Origin of the sequence: Massilia sp. METH4, assembly GCF_037094685.1 — a bacterium.
Lineage (GTDB): Bacteria > Pseudomonadota > Gammaproteobacteria > Burkholderiales > Burkholderiaceae_D > Rugamonas.
In genome coordinates, this window is sequence record NZ_CP146614.1 from 3,154,916 (window position 1) to 3,178,074 (window position 23,159).

Annotated in this window: 13 protein-coding genes; 10 read left to right on the forward strand and 3 right to left on the reverse strand. The window is 65.3% G+C overall.

What is annotated here, in order from left to right:
* Positions 1-377 precede the first annotated feature (377 nt).
* The 6 genes from rimP (at position 378) to V6Z91_RS13895 (ending at position 9,582) form a co-directional block, all read left to right on the forward strand.
* The gene (gene rimP / locus V6Z91_RS13870; protein ID WP_338771223.1) at positions 378-866 is read left to right on the forward strand and encodes a ribosome maturation factor RimP; all 489 of its coding nucleotides are present in this window, start codon (positions 378-380) and stop codon (positions 864-866) included.
* Entirely contained in the window at positions 863-2,428 is a 1,566-nt protein-coding gene (nusA, locus tag V6Z91_RS13875; RefSeq protein WP_338771225.1) for a transcription termination factor NusA, read from the forward strand. Before rimP ends, nusA begins: the two co-directional genes overlap by 4 nt.
* A 68-nt stretch (positions 2,429-2,496) precedes the next feature.
* On the forward strand, positions 2,497-5,388 hold the full coding sequence (gene infB, locus V6Z91_RS13880) for a translation initiation factor IF-2 (protein WP_338771227.1): 2,892 nt from the start codon (positions 2,497-2,499) through the stop codon (positions 5,386-5,388).
* A 211-nt stretch (positions 5,389-5,599) separates the two neighbouring features.
* Positions 5,600-6,007, forward strand: coding sequence for a 30S ribosome-binding factor RbfA (rbfA, locus tag V6Z91_RS13885; RefSeq protein WP_338771229.1), 408 nt, complete (start codon positions 5,600-5,602; stop codon positions 6,005-6,007).
* Positions 6,004-6,948: a tRNA pseudouridine(55) synthase TruB gene (gene truB / locus V6Z91_RS13890; RefSeq protein WP_338771232.1), complete on the forward strand. Its 945-nt coding sequence runs from the start codon at positions 6,004-6,006 to the stop codon at positions 6,946-6,948. The genes rbfA and truB overlap by 4 nt, the downstream gene beginning before the upstream one ends.
* A gap of 168 nt (positions 6,949-7,116) precedes the next feature.
* On the forward strand, positions 7,117-9,582 hold the full coding sequence (locus V6Z91_RS13895) for a 3'-5' exonuclease (RefSeq protein ID WP_338771235.1): 2,466 nt from the start codon (positions 7,117-7,119) through the stop codon (positions 9,580-9,582).
* Between the two features lie 58 nt (positions 9,583-9,640).
* Here V6Z91_RS13895 and V6Z91_RS13900 read toward each other — a convergent pair whose 3' ends face one another.
* On the reverse strand, positions 9,641-12,043 hold the full coding sequence (locus V6Z91_RS13900; RefSeq protein ID WP_338771237.1) for an ATP-binding protein: 2,403 nt from the start codon (positions 12,041-12,043) through the stop codon (positions 9,641-9,643).
* Positions 12,044-12,259: 216 nt separating this feature from the next.
* Between V6Z91_RS13900 and typA the strand changes: the two genes are divergently transcribed.
* From typA to V6Z91_RS13920, 4 genes are all read left to right on the forward strand, one after another.
* Positions 12,260-14,095, forward strand: a complete 1,836-nt coding sequence (gene typA, locus V6Z91_RS13905; RefSeq protein ID WP_338771239.1) for a translational GTPase TypA — start codon at positions 12,260-12,262, stop codon at positions 14,093-14,095.
* Positions 14,096-14,284: 189 nt separating this feature from the next.
* Entirely contained in the window at positions 14,285-15,085 is an 801-nt protein-coding gene (locus V6Z91_RS13910; RefSeq protein ID WP_338771242.1) for a hypothetical protein, read from the forward strand.
* 328 nt (positions 15,086-15,413) lie between these two features.
* Complete coding sequence (locus tag V6Z91_RS13915) at positions 15,414-18,566, forward strand: TonB-dependent receptor (RefSeq protein WP_338771245.1); 3,153 nt, start codon at positions 15,414-15,416, stop codon at positions 18,564-18,566.
* Positions 18,567-18,679: 113 nt separating this feature from the next.
* A complete protein-coding gene (locus tag V6Z91_RS13920; protein ID WP_338771248.1) occupies positions 18,680-20,557 on the forward strand; it encodes a family 43 glycosylhydrolase in 1,878 nt (625 codons plus the stop codon).
* Positions 20,558-20,748: 191 nt separating this feature from the next.
* Here the strand turns inward: V6Z91_RS13920 and V6Z91_RS13925 are convergent, their stop codons facing one another.
* Both V6Z91_RS13925 and V6Z91_RS13930 read right to left on the reverse strand, forming a co-directional pair.
* Entirely contained in the window at positions 20,749-22,134 is a 1,386-nt protein-coding gene (locus V6Z91_RS13925) for an FGGY family carbohydrate kinase (protein WP_338771251.1), read from the reverse strand.
* Positions 22,131-23,159, reverse strand: a complete 1,029-nt coding sequence (locus tag V6Z91_RS13930) for an ABC transporter permease (RefSeq protein WP_338771842.1) — start codon at positions 23,157-23,159, stop codon at positions 22,131-22,133. Before V6Z91_RS13930 ends, V6Z91_RS13925 begins: the two co-directional genes overlap by 4 nt.

Consider the following 23,159-nt stretch of genomic DNA (forward strand, 5'->3'; position numbering starts at 1 on the left):
CCCGCCAGTGGGAAAAGGTGTCCGACACCAAGCTGTCGGCGCCGCCGTGGCGGCTGAGCACTCGTGTCGAACATCATTTTCCCCAGGAAAATGGTGTGCGACACAGGTTCTCCTGGAATCACCTCAGCAGCCAAAATACCAACCTTGACACTGTTGTAACGGCGTCCGCTTTGCCTATGCGGCATTGCAGCGAAATCAATCAGCCGTTATAATAAGCAGCCTAGTAAAAGTTCATTTCGCAGGGTTGGTTTGCTGAGAGTGCTTTCATCTGGCTGGAATGACAAAAAGATGGGCAGTTGCCCATTTTTTTTTTGGTGAAATGTTTTAAAGGGTTCGTGCAGGCTAGTCGCCGCCGGACCTGATCTGGAGATTTTCCTTTGCAACTGCCGGAACTGATTGAGAAGACCGTCGCGGGTCTCGGCTATGAATTGGTCGACTTCGAGCGCGCCGAGCGCGGCCTGCTGCGCGTGTACATCGACTTCCCTGCGGCGGACGCAGAGGAAAAGGGCCCGATCACGGTGGAGGACTGCGCCACGGTGAGCCACCAGCTGTCGCACGTGCTGACGGTGGAAAACGTGCCGTATGAACGGCTCGAGATCTCGTCGCCCGGCCTGGACCGGCCATTGCGCAAGCTGGCGGACTTCGAGCGCTTCGCCGGCCACGAGGCGATCGTCAAGCTGCGCATGGCGATCCCGGGCACCGCGAACCGCAAGTCCTACCAGGGCATCCTGCAGGCACCCGAGGGTGACCAGCTGGGTATTGAATTTGAAAGTAAAGATGGTCCTGCGGTGCTGAATTTCACGCTCGCGGATATGGATAAGGCACGCTTGGTGCCACAGGTGGATTTTAGGAGCCGCAAAGCATGAGTCGCGAAGTTTTGTTATTGGTGGATGCGCTGGCGCGCGAGAAGAACGTCGACAAGGACGTGGTATTCGGCGCGCTCGAATTCGCATTGGCGCAAGCCACGAAAAAACGCTATGAAGGCGAAGTCGACATCCGCGTCTCGATCGATCGCGATTCCGGCGAATTCGAGTCCTTCCGCCGCTGGCACGTGGTGCCCGACGAAGCCGGCCTGCAGCTGCCCGACCAGGAAGTGCTGCTGTTCGAAGCGCGCGAGCAGATCCCCGATATCGAAGTGGACGAATACATCGAAGAACCGATCGAATCGGTTGAATTCGGCCGCCGCTTCGCCCAGGACACCAAGCAGGTCGTGCTGCAGCGCGTGCGCGACGCCGAGCGCGAACAGATCTTGCAGGACTTCCTCGAGCGCGGCGACGCGCTGGTGACCGGCACGATCAAGCGCATGGAACGCGGCGATGCGATCGTCGAATCCGGCAAGATCGAAGCCCGCCTGCCGCGCGACCAGATGATCCCGAAGGAAAACCTGCGCATCGGCGACCGCGTGCGTGCCTACATCCTGCGCGTGGACCGCAATATGCGCGGCCCGCAGGTGATCCTGTCGCGCACCGCGCCGGAATTCATCATGAAGCTGTTCGAGCTGGAAGTGCCGGAAATCGAACAGGGCATGCTGGAAATTAAATCCGCCGCCCGCGATGCCGGCGTGCGCGCCAAGATCGCCGTTTACACGGCCGACAAGCGCATCGACCCGATCGGTACCTGCGTGGGCATGCGCGGTTCGCGCGTGCAGGCCGTGACCGGCGAGCTGGGCGGCGAGCGCGTGGACATCGTGCTGTGGTCCGAAGACCCGGCGCAGTTCGTGATCGGCGCACTGGCGCCGGCGAACGTGTCGTCGATCATGGTCGACGAGGACAAGCACGCGATGGACGTCGTCGTCGACGAGGAAAACCTGGCGATCGCGATCGGCCGTTCCGGCCAGAACGTGCGCCTGGCTTCCGAGCTGACCGGCTGGAAGATCAACATCATGACGGCCGAGGAATCGGCCGACAAGGCTGCCCAGGAAACGGCCGCGGTGCGCGGACTGTTCATGGAAAAGCTCGATGTGGACCAGGAAGTGGCCGACATCCTGGTCGAGGAAGGCTTCAGCAGCCTGGAAGAGATCGCCTACGTGCCGATCTCCGAGATGCTGGAGATCGAGGCATTCGACGAAGAGACCGTCAACGAACTGCGTACCCGCGCCCGCGATGCGCTGGTCACGGAGGCGATCGCATCGGAAGAAGGCCTGGAAGGCATGGAAGAAGGCCTGGTCGGCCTGGAAGGCATGGACCGCATCACGGCGGGCAAGCTGGGTCTGGCGGGCATCAAGACGCTGGAACAGTTCGCCGGCCTGGCGTATGACGAGTTCGGCGCCATCCTGGCCCTGTCGACCGACCGTGCGACTGAACTGATTAAAAATGAATTTGAAGATGTGACCGACGATGAAATGAAGCTGGTCGATGCCAAGTACGACGACCGCGCCAAGGCCCTGCAGGCCAAGGCATGGTCGCTGGCCGAGGCGGCCAAGGCCTGAGCGCCCGGGTCACCACACCAGCCACGCTTTTAATTATCATCTACGCGACACATAGAAAAGAGGACTGAATGGCGAGTAACAACGTAGCCCAATTTGCCACCGAACTGAAGATGCCTGCAGACCTGCTGCTGACGCAGCTGCGTTCTGCCGGCGTCGAGAAGAGCTCGGCGTCAGATCCATTGTCGAAAGATGATAAGGACAAGCTGCTGGAGCACCTGCGCCGCACGCACGGCGCGGCTGGTCAATCTGAAAAGAAGAAGATCACCGTCACGCGCAAGGAAACCAACGAGATCAAGCAGGCCGATGCCTCCGGCAAGACCCGCACGATCCAGGTTGAAGTGCGCAAGAAGCGCACCTTCGTGCAGCGCGACGACCTGCCAGCGACCACCAATGCCGCACCCGCGGCACCGGTGATCGACCCGGCTGAAATCGCCCGCCGCGAGGAAGAGGCGCGCCGCCAGGCCGAGCTGATCGCTCGCCAGGAAGCGGAACTGCGCGAAAAGCAGGAGCGCCTGGCGCGCCTGGAAGCGGAGAAGGAAGCGCAAGCGAAGGCCACCGCTGCTGCAGAAGCGGAAGACCGTCGCCGTGCCGACGAGGAAGCGGCGAAAGCCGCCGCCGAGAAGGCCGAGAAGACCGCCGCCGAGAAAGCCGGTGCCATCGACGCGCAGAAACGCGCCGATGCGGAAGCGGCCGACAAGAAGCGCGCCGCGGAAGCGGAAGAAGCCAAGAAGAAGGCCGAGCAAGCCGCCAAGGAAGCCGCCGAACGCGCGGCCGCCACCGAGCGCGCCCGCAAGGCCGTGGCCGACGAAGTGGCCCAGATCAAGGCCATGATGGCGCAGCCGCGCCGCGTGATCAAGGCGCCGGAACCGGCGCCCGCGCCGGTCAAGCCGAAGGCCCCGGAAGGCACGCTGCACAAGCCGGCGGACAAGAAGCCGGCCGCGGGCGCGCAGCCGGCGACCACCGACAAGAAGGACGACAAGAAGCCGGGCGATCGCAAGTCGATCAAGTCGGCCAATGTGTCCTCGACCTGGAGCGACGACGCCAAGAAGCGCGGCGCGCCGGGTGGCGGCATGAAAGGCCGTGGCAATGCCGCGCCAACGGGCGGCCGCGATGGCTGGCGCGCGGGCGGCGGCCGTGGTGGCCGTGGCCGCAACTCGCACCACGACGACCGCGAATCGAACTTCCAGGCGCCGACCGAGGCGATCGTCAAGGACGTGCACGTGCCTGAAACGATCACCGTGGCCGAGCTGGCACACAAGATGGCCGTGAAGGCATCCGAAGTGATCAAGCAGCTGATGAAGCTGGGCCAGATGTGCACGATCAACCAGGTGCTGGACCAGGAAACGGCGATGATCGTCGTCGAGGAAATGGGCCACAAGGCCTTCGCCGCGGCGGTGGACGATCCGGAAGCGCTGCTGGCCGACCAGGGCGAGCACACCGAGTACGAGTCGACCCCGCGCGCGCCGGTCGTCACGGTGATGGGCCACGTCGACCACGGTAAAACGTCGCTGCTGGACTACATCCGCCGCGCCAAGGTCGCGTCGGGCGAAGCCGGCGGCATCACGCAGCACATCGGCGCCTACCACGTCGATACGCCGCGCGGCATGATCACGTTCCTGGATACCCCGGGTCACGAAGCCTTCACGGCGATGCGTGCCCGCGGTGCCAAGGCGACCGACATCGTCATCCTGGTGGTGGCGGCGGACGACGGCGTGATGCCGCAGACGAAGGAAGCAATCTCCCACGCGAAAGCGGCGGGTGTTCCCCTCGTCGTGGCGATCAACAAGATCGACAAGCCGGGCGGCAACCTGGAACGCGTGACGCAGGAACTGATCTCCGAAGGCGTGGTGCCGGAAGAATACGGCGGCGATTCGCCGTTCGTGCCGGTGTCCGCCAAGACGGGCCAGGGCATCGACACGCTGCTGGAAAACGTGCTGCTGCAAGCCGAAGTGCTGGAACTGAAGGCGCCGGTGGAAGCCCCGGCCCGCGGCCTGGTGGTGGAAGCCCGCCTGGACAAGGGCCGCGGCCCGGTCGCCACGATCCTGGTGCAGTCCGGTACGCTCAAGCGCGGCGACGTGGTGCTGGCCGGTTCGTCGTACGGCCGTGTGCGTGCGATGCTGGACGAGAACGGCAAGGCGATCGCCGAAGCCGGTCCGTCGATTCCGGTCGAGATCCAGGGCCTGACCGAAGTGCCGGCCGCCGGCGAGGAAGCCATGGTGATGGCGGACGAGCGCAAGGCGCGCGAGATCGGCCTGTTCCGTCAAGGTAAGTTCCGCGACGTGAAGCTGGCCAAGCAGCAGGCCGCCAAGCTGGAGAACATGTTCGACCAGATGGCCGAAGGCGAAGTGAAGAACGTGCCGCTGATCGTCAAGACCGACGTGCAGGGTTCGCAGGAAGCGCTGGTGGGCTCGCTGCAGAAGCTGTCCACCTCCGAAGTGCGGGTGCAGATCGTGCACGCGGCCGTTGGCGGCATCACGGAATCGGACGTCAACCTGGCGACGGCGTCGAAGGCGGTCATCATCGGCTTCAACGCCCGTGCCGATGCACAGGCGCGCAAGCTGGCCGAGGCCAACGGCGTGGACATCCGCTACTACAACATCATCTACGACGCGATCGAAGAGGTGAAGGCGGCGATGTCGGGCATGCTGGCACCGGAAAAGCGCGAGCACATCACCGGCCAGGTGGAAATCCGCCAGGTCATCATGGTGTCGAAGGTCGGCGCGATCGCGGGTTGCCTGGTCACCGATGGCGTGGTCAAGCGTACCTCGTCGGTTCGCCTGCTGCGCAACAACATCGTCGTGTGGACCGGCGAGATCGACTCGCTCAAGCGCTTCAAGGACGATGCGAAGGAAGTGCGCGCCGGCCTCGAATGCGGCCTGTCGCTGAAGAACTACAACGACATCCAGGTGGGCGACACGCTGGAAGTCTTTGAAATTCAAGAAGTGGCACGTACCCTGTAAAAGGGCCCGATAAACCTACTGCGCGTTGCAGCTCTGGTCTGCGATGCTCGCTGTACTAAAGTACAGCTGCGCGTCTCGACCAGACCTGCTGCCGCTCGCTACGGTTTCTCGAGCCCTTTATGCGACAAGGATTAACATGGTGGCGGGTGCCGCCCCCTCCGCGTGAAGCGGAGGCGGGCGCCACCCGCCATTTTCATATTGGTAGAACATCATGGCAAAACACAGCAAATCGATTCCCCAGCGCGGCCTGCGCGTGGCGGACCAGATCCAGAAAGACCTTTCCGAACTGATCGCCTTCGAACTGAAGGACCCGCGCGTGGGCATGCTGACCATCGCCGAAGTGCAGCTCACGCCGGACTATGCGCACGCGAAGATCTACTTCACGATGCTCAAGGACGATCCCGAGTCCGTGAAGAACACGCTGGCCGGCCTGCACGCCGCCGCCGGCTACCTGCGCAACCAGCTCGGCAAGCGCCTGCACATCCATACGCTGCCGCAGCTGCACTTCGTGCACGACACGAGCGCCTCGCGCGGCATGGCGATGTCGGCGCTGATCGACCAGGCGAACGCCACGCGCGCCGCCGACTACGAAGAACAGCAAGAGCAAGACAAAGAATGACCGAAGTGAAGGTGAAGCGGCCGCGCGACCTCGTCGACGGCGTGCTGCTGCTCGACAAGCCGGTGGGCCTGTCGTCCAACGATGCGCTGATCAAGGCCAAGCGCGTGCTGAACGCGAAGAAGGCGGGCCACACGGGCACGCTGGACCCGTTCGCCACGGGCCTGCTGCCGCTGTGCTTCGGCGAGGCCACCAAGTTCTCGCAAGACCTGCTGGAAGCCGATAAAACCTATGTGACGACGGTGCACCTTGGCGTGCGCACCGACACGGGCGATACCGAAGGGCAGGCCGTCGCGGCCGATCCCGCGTTCGATCGCGATCCCGCTGCCATCACGGTCGAGGAAATCGAGGCGGTGCTCGCGCGCTTCCGCGGCCCGATCGCGCAGGTGCCGCCAATGTATTCGGCCCTGAAGCGCGACGGCAAACCGCTGTATGAGTACGCGCGCGCCGGCATCACGCTCGAGCGCGAGGCGCGCAACGTGGTGATCCACAAGCTTGAACTGCTGTCCTACGAGGCGCCGTTCCTGAAGCTGGAAGCCACGGTGAGCAAGGGTACCTATATCCGCGTGCTGGGCGAGGACATCGGCGCCGCCCTCGCCTGCGGCGCCCACCTGAACGCGCTGCGGCGCACGGGTGTCGGCACGCTGAAGGCGTCGAACATGGTCACGCTGGAAGCGTTGCAGGCCCATGCCGCGCCCCTGTCCCTGCTGGCACCGGTGGATGCGCTGCTGTCGTCGTTCCCGAGCATCGTGCTCACCGCCGAACTGGCGAAGCGCTTCCTGCAAGGGCAGCGGCTGCCGCTGGGCAAGGAGCCGGAGGTGGTGACGCCGGCACCATACGAAGGCCGCGTACGGGTGTATGCCGACGATCGGTTGCTCGGGACCGGCTTGTTCGAGCAGTGGGCGATCCTGAAGCCCGAGCGGCTGATCGCCGCGGCGCAATAGCCGCCCGCAGCCCACGAAGCATCGGTGCCTGGCACCGGTTTATTCATGAGGCACAGGCGAGCGCGAAGGGAAACCGGTGGCTGGACACGAACGCTGGGGTCACACCCTGGAAGTTGAAGTCAAGGAAATCATCGCCCCGCCGCTGCCGACAACCGATAACCAGAACAAGTGAATGGCCATCCAATGACGCCCTCCGAGACACCACGCTTCGTTCCCAGGAACTTCCTCCCCACCGATGAACAGGCCGCGATCCAGTTATCGCGCGACCGCATCGTGGTCATCCGGGCAAACGCCGGCGCGGCCAAGACGACGACCCTGGCCTTGCGCATCGGCGAAGCGCTGGCCCGCGGGCTGCCACCGGAAGATATCCAGGCCCTGACCTTCACCCCCGAAGCGCGCGATGTGCTGAAGCGGCGCCTGGTCGAAGTCGGCATCCAGGCGGCCGTGGCCTCACGGCTGCGCATCGCAACCTTCGAGGAGTTTTCCGCCCAGGCCCTGGAAGATCTCGATCGACGCCAGGTTACGCATATCGAACACGTCAAGGACCTGAAGCCTTACTTCCACGAGGCGCTGCAGCAGGTCAGCGATACGTACGGCGACAGGATCGACTACCTGGTGACGGATGCGTCCACCCGCGCGCTGAGCCAGTTCTTCCTCACCCAGCTGGAACTGAAAGCGACGCTGGCACTGCAAGCGGACCTCGAAGGCCTTGGCGAAGACGAAGTCAGCGAAGCGCTGGGCGTGAGCTATCCGACCGCGCTGACCATCAAGGAGTACGAGCAGATCCGCCTGCGCGGTGGCGAGGTGCTGTTCCGCGGTCCGTTCGACGCGACGTACGACCTTGCCTGCATGCTGGACGCGGACCCGTCGGTCCGGGACGGCTTGCCGCGCGCGCGCATCATCCTGTGCGACGAGTTGCACGACCTGAACGAGGCATCGTTCCACCTGCTGCAGCACCTGATCGTGAAGGGCTACACGTATTTCATCGGCGCGGGCGATATCGACCAGGTGATCCATTCGCGCCATGGCGCGAGCGATGAATTCATGCGCAGCCGCTTCGTTGCCGCCTTTCCGGGAACGGCCTCGTATCCGCTGACGTACAGCTTCCGCCACGGCCCCCACCTGGCGCGCGCCGCCGGGGCATTCAAGGACAAGCCGGCCGATTCGCTGCTGCCATTGCACACCGAAATCCGCGAATTGCATTACGGGCCGGACGAAGCCAGCTGCGCCGCCCAGGTCGTCGCGGCGCTGAAGCAATGGACGAAATCCGGCAAGCCGGCCGACGATTGCACGATACTGGTCCGCGAACCCTATCATGCGATCGACATCGAGAATGCCTTGATGCAGGCCGGCCTGCCTTACCGCACGCTTGAGATGCCGCGCTATCTCGACCGCGACGAAATCCTTTTCTTGCGCGGCATGATCGCCATCGCGCTGGACGACTTTGCCGCCACGGCCCCGGCCAAGCGGGGCGCCGTGTTCGATGCGGTGACACTCTTCGCCGAAGTGAGCTTCGGGCCCGACGAGGATGTCGCCCGGATGCGGCAGGCGGTCATCGAAGAACCCGTCGCGCTCACATGGCTGTTCTCGGGGCGGGTCGAAGAGGCGGCGTCGAAGGATGTGCGCGACAAGGTGGCGCGCGTGGTCGACGACCTGCTGCTGGCCGCGCGCAGCCAGCCGGCCGGCCAGGTGCTGGGCGCCCTGCGGCAGCACCTGGCCGGCTTGCTCGATTTCGCTGCCGCGCTGGCCGACCGGCCCGATTCGGCGCTGAGGCGCGCGGTGGCGGAAGTGGTCGAGGATGCGACGACGATGGTCGGCTACCTGGAACGCAGCGCGCTGGTCATCGATGAACAGGTGCTCCTGGCGACCATGCGCAACCGCGCGCTGACCCTGCTGGCCAAGCTGGACCAGGTGGTGGCGGGCGACGTCAAGCAGCGCATGGCCGGGGTGATCGCCTACCTGCGCCAGGCGGCCGCCGACACGCCCGCCGACGTGGTCCTGCGGCAGATGTGCGCGATGATGGACATCGAGGCGCTGGCCAGCCGCCTGTACGTGCATCCGCACGAGGCACGTGTCGTGCGCCGCTCGATTGCCGGCTTCATCCAGGCCGCGCAGGACATGGGATTGAACCTGCGCCAGTTCTCCGACTGGATCGCGGCAGCCGACCGGTATGCCGAGGGCAAGCGGCACCGGCACGTGTTCCAGCTCGACCGCGTCCATCACGCCAAGGGCAAGGAGTTCGGGCACGTGGTCTTGCCTTTCCTCGAGGCGGCCGAGTTTCCCGCCAGCGGCGGCGATCGCCGCGAAGAGGAAAACCTGTTCTATGTGGCGATCACCCGCGCGATCGGCGCGCTCACGCTCATCAGCCCCCGCGATCCTGCCTTGCGCAGCCCCTTCGTGAAGCGCATGCAGCTCGACAGGGACAAGCAGCAGGCGGAAGCGGCACTGAAACGCAATGCCCAGCGCGGCAGCGCGCCATTGCGCACCGAATTCAGGGCGAACGGCGACGATTGGGACGTTGCGCGCAAGCTGGGCGCCCACTGGGATGGGACGCGCAAGGTGTTCTACCTGCTGCCGGGCCAGTCGCCGGAGCCGTTTGCGCGATGGATCGACGCCGCCGGCCCCCGCCGGTAGCGCCGGGACGAGCGATAGCGGGCGTTCGGCTACGCACGCGTTGCCCGGCTGCGCGCGGTCACACCGCCTGCAACGCCATCAACAGTTCCGCCGGATCGGCCGGCTTCACGAAATGCCGGTTGAACCCCGCGGCATGCGATTGCGCGCGGTCGCTGGGCTGGCCGTAGCCGGTGAGCGCGATCAAGGTGGCGCCGGCCGTGGCAGGATCGGCGCGCAGGTGCCGCGCCAGCGAGTAGCCATCCATGCCCGGCAGGCCGATGTCGAGGATGAAGGTGTCGATCGCGGCCAGGTCGGCGCGGCGCAGCGCGGCTTCGGCATCCTCGGCCACGGCCACGTCGTGGCCTTCGGAGCGCAGCAATTCGGCCAGCACGCCGGCCGCGTCGGGATTGTCTTCCACCACCAGCAGCCGCAGTGGCCGCACGACCGGCGGCGGCACCATGGCCGCGGTGCCGGGCGCCAGCGGCGGCACCACGCCACGCAGCGGCACGTTGATCGTAAATTCGCTGCCCAGCCCCAGGCCGTCGCTGTGCGCCGTCACGAAACCGCCGTGCAGCGCGGTGATGCTTTTTACCAGCGTCAGTCCCAGCCCCAGCCCGCCCTGGGCGCGGTCGGAATTCCTCTCGCCCTGGATGAACAGGTCGAAGATGTGCGGCAGCAGCGTGGTCGCGATGCCGTTGCCGTTGTCGCGCACGGTCACGCGGGCATTGCTGTCCGGCGTGTCGAGATGCAGCGCGATGCGGCCGCCGGGCGGCGTGTACTTGGCCGCGTTGTTGAGGATGTTGGCAATCACCTGCACGAGGCGGGTGCGGTCGCCGTGCACGCCCACCGGGTGGTCCGGCAGGTGCAGGTCGAGCGCATGGCGGCGCTCGTCGATCAGCGGCAGCGCCTGCTCGACGGCGCTGGCCACCACTTCCACCAGGTCCAGGTCCGCCATGTTCAGCTGCACCAGGCCACGCGTGACGCGCGACACGTCGAGCAGGTCGTCCACCAGGTGGGCCATGTGCCGTACCTGCCGGGTGATGATGTCGCTGGCCGCCACGCGCGTCTTCTCATTGCTCAGCCCCGCCTTCAGCAATTGCGCGGCGGTGCCGATCGGCGCCAGGGGGTTGCGCAGCTCGTGCGCCAGCATGGCCAGGAACTCGTCCTTGCGGGCGGCCGCCTCGCGCAGCGCGTCCTCGGCCAGCTTCTGCGTGTGGATGTCGGTGCAGGTGCCCATCCAGCGCACGATGCGGCCGGTGGCGTCGCGTACCGGCAGGGCGCGGCCGAGGATCCAGCGGTATTCGCCGGAGCGGTGGCGCAGCCGGTACTGGATTTCATATACGTCGCCGGTTGCCAGGCTGTGGCGCCAGGCCGCCCAGGCGCGTTCCTGGTCGTCCGGGTGGAACATGCCGTTCCATGCCTCGCCGTCCGTGGAGCCGGGCGGCACGCCGGTGTATTCGTACCATTGCTCGTTGTAGTAGTCGTGGTAGCCGTCCGGCAGCGTCGACCACACCATCTGCGGCATCGCGTTGGTGATGATGCGGAACTTCGCCTCGCTCGTCGTCAGCGCCTCCATGCTGCGCGCCCGCTCGCTGGCGGTGCGCGTGCGCTCGGCGAATTCGCGCATCAGGGCCACGTCGTCCGGCGCCCAGCGGCGCGGCGCCGTGTCGCTGACGATCAGGATGCTTTTCAGCCGGCCATGTTCGATGATGGGAATGTCGACGAACGAGCGCGCGTGGTGGCGGCGGAACGGTTCGACATGCGCCATCGTGCGCAGGTCCTGCGCCACGTCGCCCACCACGACCGCCTGGCCCTGCATCATCTCGTCGACGAAGCTGCCGAAGTCGCGCAGTTTTACCGTTCCCTCGAGCGAGGGAATGCCGGGCGCGCACCAGTCGGGGCCCACATACAGCGTATCCGTGGCATCGTTGTAGCGGCCGTAGGAGACCCGGCTCACGCCCAGCAGTTCGCCCAATACCTTCAGCGCCGTAAAGACGATCTCGCGTGGCGAACTCAGGTCGCGCCAGGCATCGGTGAGCCGTACGAGCGCTTCCTTGCGCGCGCTGCCGCGCACGCGCGCCGTCACGTCCTTCACATAATGGACGATGTAGGCCACGTTGCCGGCGTCGTCCAGCACGGGGGAGTTCACCGGATTCCAGTACTTTTCCTCGAACTCGCCGGGCCGGCCCTGCACGGGAATGTCGTAGCGCTGCACCGGCATCGCGTCGGGCGCCTTCGTTTCCAGCACGCGCAGCAGCGAGGCGCGCAGGTTCGCCAGGGTGGCGGTATTCTTGTGCGAATCGGAACCATGCTGCCGGAACACGTCGAACACATCGCGGCCGATGAGCTCCGCGCGCGTGGTGCCGTTCGCGCGCACGTAGGCGTTCGTGGCCTCCACGATCGTGAAGTCGGGGGCCAGCAGCAGGTAGGGCGCGGGCAGGCCGCCGAAGACGGTGGCCAGGTCGGGTGTTCGATCGCTCATCGGTTTCCAGGTCAATCGCGCAAGCATGCCATTAAGGCAATGGGCGTTCAGTTGGCCAGGTCACATATGGAATGCTGTCTTTGAGCTGTCACAACCCCATGCTATACTAGTGGGTTCAGTGCATCCGCACCTGCCGGGGGCGCCTGCTCAGCAACAAGGCTCAGCTTCGAGGCTCAATTTCCGGCGCCTCCCAGTTTTACTGCAAACACAACGACCATGTCTAATACTAAACGCGCAATTCGCAACATCGCCATCATCGCACACGTCGACCACGGCAAAACGACCCTCGTGGACCAGCTCCTGCGCCAGTCCGGTACCTTCCGGGAAAACCAGCAGGTCGACACCCGCGTCATGGACTCGAACGACCTCGAAAAGGAGCGCGGCATCACGATCCTGTCGAAGAACTGCGCCGTTGAGTACGAAGGCACGCACATCAACATCGTCGACACCCCGGGCCACGCCGACTTCGGCGGCGAAGTGGAACGCGTGCTGTCGATGGTCGACTCCGTGCTGCTGCTGGTCGACGCGCAGGAAGGCCCGATGCCGCAGACCCGCTTCGTCACCCGCAAGGCGCTGGCCCTGGGCCTGAAGCCGATCGTGGTGGTGAACAAGATCGACCGTCCGGGCGCGCGCGCCGACTGGGCGATCAACCAGACCTTCGAACTGTTCGACAAGCTGGGCGCCAACGACGAGCAGCTGGACTTCCCGATCATCTACGCATCGGGCCTGAACGGCTACGCGGGCCTGGACGAATCCGTGCGCGGCGGCGACATGAAGCCGCTGTTCGAAGCGATCCTGAAATACGTGCCGGTGCGCGACGACAATCCGGACGGCCCGCTGCAGATGCAGATCACGTCGCTGGACTATTCGTCCTACGTGGGCAAGATCGGCATCGGCCGCATCTCGCGTGGCCGCATCAAGGCCGGCCAGGACGTGGTCGTGGTCGACGGTCCGGGCGCAACCCCGATCAAGGGCCGTATCAACCAGGTGCTGAACTTCAAGGGCCTGGAACGCGTGCTGGTCGATGAAGCCGTGGCCGGCGACATCGTGCTGATCAACGGTATCGAGGAAATCGGCATCGGCTCGACCGTGTGCTCGCCCGACCAGATCGACCCACTGCCGATGCTGACCGTCGACGAGCCGACGCTGACGATGAACTTCATGGTCAACACGTCGCCGCTGGCCGGCCGCGAAGGCAAGTTCGTCACGTCGCGCCAGCTGCGCGACCGCCTGGAAAAGGAACTGAAGTCGAACGTGGCGCTGCGCGTGGCACCGACCGACGACGACACGATCTTCGAAGTGTCGGGCCGCGGCGAACTGCACCTGACGATCCTGCTGGAAAACATGCGCCGCGAAGGCTTCGAGCTGGCCGTGTCGCGTCCGCGCGTGGTGTTCAAGATGGTCGATGGCGTGCGCCATGAGCCGTACGAGATGCTGTCGGTCGACGTGGAAGAAGTGAACCAGGGCGGCGTGATGGAAGAACTGGGCCGCCGCCGTGGCGACCTGCAGAACATGGAATCGGACGGCAAGGGCCGCGTGCGCCTCGAGTACCGCATTCCTGCCCGCGGCCTGATCGGCTTCCAGGGCGAGTTCATGACGCTGACGCGCGGCACGGGCCTGATGAGCCACGTGTTCGACGCCTACGCGCCGGTCGACAACACCAAGGGCGAACTGGCCGGCCGCCACAACGGCGTGCTGATCTCGCAGGACGATGGCCAGGCCGTCGCCTACGCGCTGTGGAAGCTGCAGGACCGCGGCCGCATGTTCGTGTCGCACAACGACCCGGTGTACGAAGGCATGATCATTGGCATCCACTCGCGCGACAATGACCTGGTCGTGAACCCGATCAAGGGCAAGCAGCTGACCAACGTGCGCGCTTCGGGCACCGACGAAGCCGTTCGCCTGGTGACGCCGATCCAGCTGTCGCTGGAATACGCGGTGGAATTCATCGAGGACGACGAACTGGTCGAGATCACCCCGAAATCGATCCGCCTGCGCAAGCGCTTCCTGAAGGAACACGAGCGCAAGAAGGCTTCCCGCGAAAGCGCGTAAGCTCAGGCTGCTTTACCGAAAGCCCGCCGCTCGCAAGAGCCGCGGGCTTTTTTTTGCGCCGCGACCGCTCGGTGGCAGTGCGCGCCGCCTGTGTTGGCAGCGCAACGGCGTCGCATGAACTTACACTGATCAGATGGCTTTCCGGGGTACCGCTGCCTAGACTGAAAACAGCCGGACGGAGGACTCATCATGGGCGCCAAAGTTGCTGTTGCATGTATCAGCTGGATCGACCGCGCGCCGCTGCCGCAGATCTGGCTGTCGAACCTGGTCGGTGCGTTGTTCAGCTGGCCACAGGCCGTGATCACGGGCCTGGTGGCCACGGCCAATCCCAGGCCAGAAACGAAGATTCCTTCGATCAGTGCGTTCGTGCGCAGCCGGCAATACCGGGCGGTGCAGGCTTGCGTGATCGACCTGGATGCCGGCGGCCGGATTACCGAAACGGTCCAGGACCCGGGCTTCACGCCGCCCTTCGACAACAACAAGATCAATTCGTTCGCAGGAGGCTGGGTGCCGGGCCCATCCGACTTTTCAGCCGGCGAGAAAAGCGTGCTCTCGGCGATCGTGCCGGCACGGCTGCACCCCTGCTCGAGCATCACGTTGAAGCAGGGGGACAAGGTGATCGTGAACGCATTGATCAAGTTCCGGGCGGGGCCGGACACGGACAAGCTGGGCGTGGAAAAGGCGGGCTCTCCCGTCCATGTCCCGTGGGTATGGCAGGAATTCGCGCTGGTCTCGAATACGGCCGGTTATCGCCTTGTCTGCAATGGATCGCGCTTCCCTTCGCACGCATGGTATGTCGATGGGCAGCAGGTTGCGACCATGGCGCAGGCGCTGGTCACCGTCTCGAAGCAGGATCCGATTCTTACCGTCGGTCGGCCGGCGAGCAGACCACAAAGTGACTTCCGGCTCGACAGAAGCGAGGGGCCCATCGCTGGTCACCCGGAAACGCTGCCCGCGACTGGGCAGATCGATGTGGCCTTGGCGTTGTAGTGGCCGCGGTCCGCTTTCATCCCCCGGGGCGGCGCGCGACGTTGGCCGACGTCTCGCACGCGGTGCCCTGACGCACGCCACCCCAGGCGGGGCGCTGACACGCGTACATACCTGTTTTTCATGAGTAATTTGGCGGAGGGAGCGTTTCCATGCTGCTGCGCACCATCGTGCGCGAACTGCTCACTTCATTGATCAAAACCAGGCCTTAATCATCATTTTGATTCTTTGCCTGCGCGCGATTTTTCAAAAGGATGAGTCACATAGAATGGCAAAAAAATAGTGACGCATCCGGCCAGCAAGCCCGGCCGACAATCGGAGGAGATCAGAAGTGACGAAGCACTCGAACAAGGTGCGGGCGCCCGGCCGCCTGGACCGCAGGACCGTCTTTGCCATTGCCGCCTCGATGCTGGCGGCCAACGCCGCGCTGGCACAGCAGACACCCACCCCGCAGCAAACTCCCTCGGCACAGGAAGCCCCCGCACCGGCCGTCGACTCGGGCGCCGTGGTGACCGTGGTCGGCACCCGCAAGTCCGTCGCTTCCGCGATCGACCGCAAGATCCGCAACGCTACCGTGTCCGACTCGATCATCGCCGAGGACATCAACCAGTTCCCGGACAAGAACGTGGGCGAGGCGCTGTCGCGCATCACCGGCGTGCAGCTGTCGCGTTCGTTCGGCGAAGGCTCGCAGGTGGCGATCCGCGGCGTCGAGCCGGACCTGAACCGTGTGGAGATCAACGGCATGTCCGTGCTCGGCACGAATGGCGAAGCGGGGCGGGGTGCCGAGCTGCGCGAGCTGGCTTCCGAGCTGATCGCCTCCATCGACGTGTTCAAGGGCGTTACGGCCGACATGACCGAAGGCGGAGTGGGCGGCACCGTCAGCATCAAGACACGCAAGCCGCTGGACTTCAAGAAGCGCACGATCGCCACCACCGTCTCGGCCGAGCGGTCGTCGAGCCGCGGCGGCGTGCAGCCGCGCCTGACCCTGTTGGCCGCCGACCGCTTCCTGGACAACAAGCTGGGCCTGATGGCCAACATCGTCTACGACAAGGTTCTCACCCGCGAGGATTACGCCCGCAATACCTCGTGGCGCTTCCTGCGCGACTGGGATTTCTCGGCCGATCGCACCGTGGTGAGCCGCGACCCGGCCGTGGCGGCCATTGCCGACAAGGCCAGCTGCGCCACCGCCGCCGGCCTGTCGGCCGATCAGCGCACCGCCTGCACGAACCAGTGGAACGACTATTCGCCGGGCATTCCCCGCTACGGCATCTGGACGCGCGACCACAAGCGCTCCTCGGCGGAGCTGACCGCGCAGTACGAGTTCTCGAAGAGCTTCAATGCCTACGTGAGCTACCAGCACAACAAGCAGGAACAGCGGCTGAACGATCGCAACTTCGGCACGGAACTGGGCAATGTGAGCCGCCTGGCCAATGCCGGCAACGCACCCACCTACAACGCGGCCGGCGTACCGTCTGGCGGCACCTGCACGGCGGCGTCCACCACGACGACCCCAGAAGGCGTCATCGTCGAGAACCACCACGTCACGCAGTACACGGTCGGCAACTGCCTGTACTCGGCCGGGCAGGGCGGGCAGGGCGCATTCAGCTCGTCGGCGCGCGACTTCGCACTGGACATCGATTCGAAGTACAGCACCACCGGTTTCAACTACAAGCAGGGCAAGTGGGAAATCGAGGGCTTGCTGGGTACGTCGAAGTCGCTGTACACGAACAACACGAACAGCATCGTCATCACGCAGAACGCGCCGGGCCTGCGCGTCTCGCTGGACGAGCAGGGCTTGCCGCACTTCGACTTCCCGCAGGCGTATTCCCCGGAAAACCCGGGCGCCTACACGCAGGTGCAGCTCCAGTACCGCCCGTATGAAACCACCAACCGGGAAGACCAGGCCAAGATCGACCTGAAATACAAGCTCGATTCTCCGTTCTTCAGCAAGCTGTGGTTCGGCGCCCAGGCGCGCGATACCGCCGGCAAGCGCTACAACGGCGGCGGCTACCTGGCCAGCAATGGCGCGAACCTGAACTCGGCGGCGGACGACGTGACGGTCGTGGGGTCGAACATCAACCAGACGCTGGTCTTCGACCCGCTGGCGCCGGCCGGCGTGAACCGCGCGCCGGACAAGTTCGCGTTCATGAGCCAGTTCAACGCCACCAACTACATCAACGCGCAGCAGATGGCGTCGCTGATCCAGTCGATTTCCGAGCGCTCCCCGGGCACGTTCTTCAAGGGCTTCGATGGCGTCTCCGGCATGCCGTCGTCGTGGCTGTCGCCGAACTACGCCGCGGCCGCGCCGAACTTCGACACGTCGAACTTCAACCAGCAATACCTGTACAACGCGCCCGGCAGCGACGGCCAGACGTACGCGCAAATCCCGGCATGGAAGGTGCGCGAGAAAACCCAGGCAGCCTACGCCCGCCTGGACTTCGACACGGAACTGTTCGACCGCGGCATCTCGGGCAATATCGGCGTGCGCTATACCCGCACCCGCGACATCTCCACGGGTTCGCGCAGCCAGCGGGTGCGCGTCGCCACCAGCAGCGGCACGACCGGCTACACCGACCTCGTGCTGTCGAACAGCGTCGCCACCGTCGACAACACGTACCACGACTGGCTGCCCAGCGCGAACGTGATGATGTGGGCGATCCCCGACCAATTCCTGGTGCGCGCCGGCTTCGGCAAGGTGATGGCCCGTCCTCGCATCGACCTGCTGGCGCCGAACGCCACTTGTATCGCGGGCAGCGGCAGCAACCTGTTCGGCGGTGACGGAGAGGACGATTGCACGGCCGGCAACCCGAACCTGAAACCGTTCCGCGCCAAGAACCTGGACCTGTCGTTCGAGTACTACCCGAACCAGGATTCGCAGGTGAGCCTGGCGCTGTTCAAGAAGAAGATCACCAGCTACATCCTCGAAAAGACGGTGGTGAGGGGCGTGGACCTGTTCAAGGACGGCTCCAGGTATGACGTGACACAGCCGGTCAACGGCGAAGGCGCGGAAACGAAGGGGATCGAACTGACCGCGCGCACGGCGCTGACCTTCCTGCCCGGCTGGCTGTCCGGCTTCGGCGTGGATGGCAACTACACGCGCATGACGTACAAGTATTCGCCGGGCACCGAGCGCCTGAACGTGCTCGATGGTACCGTGCTGCCGTACCCAGGCCTGTCGAAGAACAGCTACAACGCGGCCGTGTGGTACGACCTGGGCAAGTTCAACGCCCGCGTGGCCTACACCTACCGCGACCGCTTCTTCACGGGGAACAACGACGTGTCGGGTAACCCGGTATTCCAGAACAAGACCGGATTCCTGGACGCGAAGTTCCAATACCGGTATAACGATAACCTCACGTTCTCGGTCGAAGGCAAGAACCTGACGGACCAGGAGCAGATCACCGATGCCGGCGATCCGTTCCGCGTCAACGAACTCGCCTTCGCGGGCCGCCGTTACTTCCTGAGCGCATCGTACAAATTCTAACAATGACGAGACAGGTCTCACTCAAAAGCGCTGCCGCACTGGCGGCGCTTTTTCTTTTTGGGGCGCCTTGCGCGGCTTTCGCCGCCACTGCGCCGGAATTCGACAATCCCCTGGTGAAGCAGCGCGCCGACCCGCACGTGACCCTGCAACCGGATGGCTGGTACTACTACACGGCCACGGTGCCCGAGTACGACCGCATCGAAGTGCGGCGTGCCCGCTCGCTCGACGACCTGGGCAAGGCCGAGGTGCACACCGTCTGGCGCAAGCATGACAAGGGCGAGATGGGCGCGCACATCTGGGCGCCGGAACTGCACAGGATCGACGGCAAGTGGTACATCTACTTCACGGCCGGCCGCGCCGACGCGATCTGGGAAATCCGCCTGTACGTGCTCGAATGCGAGTCTGGCGACCCGCTGCGCGGGCCGTGGAAGGAGCGCGGCCAGTTGAAGACCGGCTGGGAATCGTTCGCGCTGGATGCCACCACGTTTGCGCTGAACGACAAGCGCTACCTGCTGTGGACGCAGCGGCCGAAGGACGGCGGCAGGAAGCAGACCGACATCTACATTGCGCCGATGGATACGCCGCTGTCGATCTCCGGCCCGGCCGTGCTGCTCACCGAGCCGGAATACGACTGGGAGAAGGCCGGTCATGCCGTCAACGAGGCGCCGGCCGTGCTGGTGAAGAACGGCCGCGTGTTCATGACGTATTCCGCTTCGGCCACCGATGCGAACTACGCGCTGGGCATGCTGACCGCGCCGGTGGGCGCCAATCTGCTGGACCGCAAGTCGTGGACGAAGTCGCCGCGGCCCGTGCTGGCCAGCAGCGCGGTGAACGGCCAGTACGGGCCGGGCCACAATTCATTCACCACCACGCCCGATGGGAAGACCGACATCCTCGTCTACCATGCGCGCAATTACCGCGACATCGTCGGCGAACCGCTGCGCAATCCCGACCGGCACACGCGTGCCCAGGTGATTGGCTGGCGGGCCGACGGCACGCCGGACTTTGGCGCGCCTGTCCCCGACAAGGGCGAAGTGGCGGCGAAGCCGCTGTTCCGCGATCCGCTCACGGATGGCGCGGCCGATCCTGTGGTGGTCTGGAACCCGGAACGCAAGCGCTGGTGGATGTTCTACACCGCACGCCGCGCCAACACGCCCGGCCTGCCGGCCATCGCCTGGGTGCACGGCACGCGCATCGGCATCGCCGAATCGGCCGACCACGGCGCCACGTGGCAGTACGTGGGCAATGCCGACATCGAGCTGCCGCCCGAATTCGGCGGTGAAGGTAGACAAGGCGAATCCACGCACTGGGCGCCCGACATCGTGCGCGGGCCGGACGGCAAGTGGCATATGTATCTCACCGTGGTGCCCGGCGTATTCACGGACTGGAAGCACCCGCGGCGCATCGTCCATCTCACCAGCAACGACCTGCGCGCCTGGCGCGACGCACAGCCTTTGAAGCTGGCCACGGACAGCGTGATCGACGCCGCCGTCGTCGCGCTGCCCGGCGGCGGCTGGCGCATGTGGTACAACAACGAGCTCGATCGCAAGTCGATCTGGGCCGCTGACAGTACCGATTTGCGCACGTGGACGCTGAAGGGCAAGGTTGTCGGCGACCAGGCCGGCGAAGGCCCGAAGGTGTTCCAGTGGCGCGGCGCGTGGTGGATGATTACCGACGTGTGGCGCGGCCTGGGCGTGTACCGCTCCGACGATGCGGTTACATGGAAGCGGCAGGCGAACAACCTGCTGCAGGCGCCCGGCAAGGGCCTCGACGATGGCGTGATCGGCGGCCACCCGGACGTGGTGGTGAGCGGCGGCCGGGCCTTCCTGTTCTACTTCACCCACCCCGGCCGCACCGCCGGCACCGAAAAGCTCGACGGGCCGGAGCAGCGGCGCAGCAGCATTCAGGTCGTCGAACTGAAGGAAGAGGGCGGCATCCTCTCTGCCGACCGCGACACGGCGACGCGCATCAACCTCATACCACCGCAGTAGGAATATCCGCCTGGTGTCGCACACCTTTTCCCTTTCGGGAAAAGGTGTGCGACACCGGTTCTCTCATGCGCTCGCCGATGCCTCAAAGGAACACCGGTGTCAGACACATTTTCCGGAAAAGTGCCCGGAAAATATGTCTGACACCAGGCGGATCGGCCGAGCAGGAAATGTTTCAAAAAAGGCGGTGCCTGTCACCGGGTTTCCTGCAACAGCGCCAGCCAGCGCTCGCGGTATTGCGGCCAGCCCTGCAAGGCGATGGGATCGGCGGGGTGCGAGCGCACGGTGGGGGCGGTGCCCCAGTTGGCGAGCATCCAGCCGCCGCTGGTGGTGCCGCTGGCGTCGTCGGTGACGGTAACTTGCTGGCCGCGGCGCAGGGCGGCGAGCAGCGGGGCGAAGTGGGGATTGTTCGTGAAGCTGCCTTCGACGACGATGTCGCCCGCCGAGCCTAGCGCGGTCAGGCACCAGTCGCTCATCAGCACGCAGTACAGCGTGGCCAGCGCGGTGCGCTCGGCGTCCGTCGGCAGCGCGGGGCCGACCACGGAACCCTTGCGCCCGGCGAACGGGCCGCCCGCTTCGGCGAACGCGGGCAGCGCGTACGTGCCCTGGTCGATGATCTGCTGCAGGTCCGCCACGCTGCATGGCGCCGCGTCATTGCCGGCCAGTGCGCCGAATTCGCGCCCGCCCATGAAGCGGATGCACGGTACCGGTTGTCCCAGCGCGCTGCAATTGGCCAGCATGTCCGACGCTTCCTTCAGCCCGTCGAGCTGGCCTCCGGGCAGGGCGGCGATCACCCACGTGCCGGTGGACAGGATGGCCGGCGGCGCGGCGTGGCTGCCATCGGCGTCGAGGTGCCGCAACAGCGAGGCATTGCTGTCGTGGATGCCGCAGATGACCTGGCAATCGGCCGGCAGGCCGGTGCGCTCGGCCAGCGCGGGCAGCACGGGGCCCAAGGCATCCCACGCATTGCGCAGCGGCGGCATCAGGTCGTGCCAGCCGAGCCGCTCCACCAGCCGCGAATACTGCTGGCGCGACGGCTGCCACAAGTCCGTATGGCAGCCGAGCGACGTCACTTCACCCGCGGCCACGCCGGAGAGGCGCCACGCCCAGTACTGCGGATACATCAGGATATGTTTGGTGCGCGCGAAGTCGGCAGGGTAGGCGGAAGCCAGCCAGGCCAGCTGCCGCCCCAGGTTCAGGCCCGCCGGCAGCGACGGCGAATATGTCGTGTCATACCCCGGCCGCTGGGCCAGGTACTCGGCAGCTTGCGAGGAGGGTGGCTCGAACTCGTAGTCGAGCACCGGCAGCACCAGGCCCGCGTCGTCGACCAGCGCCGCCGTGGCGCCATGCGTCACTGGTACGATCGCGCGTACCGGCGCGGTCGCCGCGAATTCGCGAAGGGTATCGAGCATCCAGTTCCAGATGCCTTCCGTGTCGTGGTGCGGATACGGGCCGTCACGCAGCACGGTGTTCGGCTTGCGCCGCTCGGCCAGCTGCTTGCCGCCGGCATCGATCAGCGCCAGCTTGACGTTGGTCTTGCCGATATCCAGGACGACGATGTTGTTTACACCCGCGCTCATTTCGCCACCTTCTTCCCGCGCAGCAGGCGCGGCAGGGCAATGGTCACCAGCAGCAGCAGCCCGATCACGATCGTCATGTAGATCCCCGGGATATTGGCCATCGACAGCCCATATGTCACGCAACCCAGCGTCAGCACGGCCAGCATCACGCCGCCGATGGTGCCGGCGCCGCCGGCGATGCTGACGCCGCCGAGGATCACCATCGTGATCACTTCGAGCTCCCAGCCCATCGCGATATTCGGCCGCGTGCTGCCGATGCGGCCCGTCAGCAGGAAGGCGGCCAGGCCGGCCATGGCGCCGGTGAGGATGAAGAGGGTCAGGCGATAGCGGTCCACCTCGATGCCCGAGAAGCGCGCGGCGATGGGGTTGTTGCCGATCGCGTAGATGCGGCGGCCCCAGCGCGTGGCATGCAGCACGAAGGCGAAGAGGGCGGCAAACACCAGCAGGATCACGAATTCGCGGGGGATGAAGTCGAAGAAGTAACCCTGGCCCCAATCCGTCATCAGCTGCGGGTAGCCGGTGAAGGCCTTGTCGCCCAGCACCACGGATGCGAGGCCGCGGAACAGCGACACGGTACCGATCGTGACGACAATCGAAGGCAGGCCGAAGCGCGTCACCAGCACGCCGTTCAGCGTGCCGCAGATCACCCCCGTTCCCAGCGCCACGAACAGCAGCGTGGCGGGCGGGAACCCGGCGTTCATCGCCAGTCCCATCGCCACGGAAGACAAGGCCAGTGTACCGGCCACCGAGATATCGATCTCACGGCAGATGATCAACAGGGCCATCGGCAGCGCGATCAGCGCCTTCTCGCTGAAGTTGAACGTGCTGTCGGCCAGGTTGTACGGATCGAGGAAGTGCGGCAGCAGCATGCCGTTCGTGACGATCGCCAGCAGGAGAAGCAGGGCGAGCAGGGTTTCCCACCTGCCCAGCACACCCTTGATGCCGAGGCGCGGCTGGTCGAGGATCGTGTAGCGCGAGCCGCCGGTCGATGGCGATGGATTGGTTGGATTGGTCGTGGCGGTCAT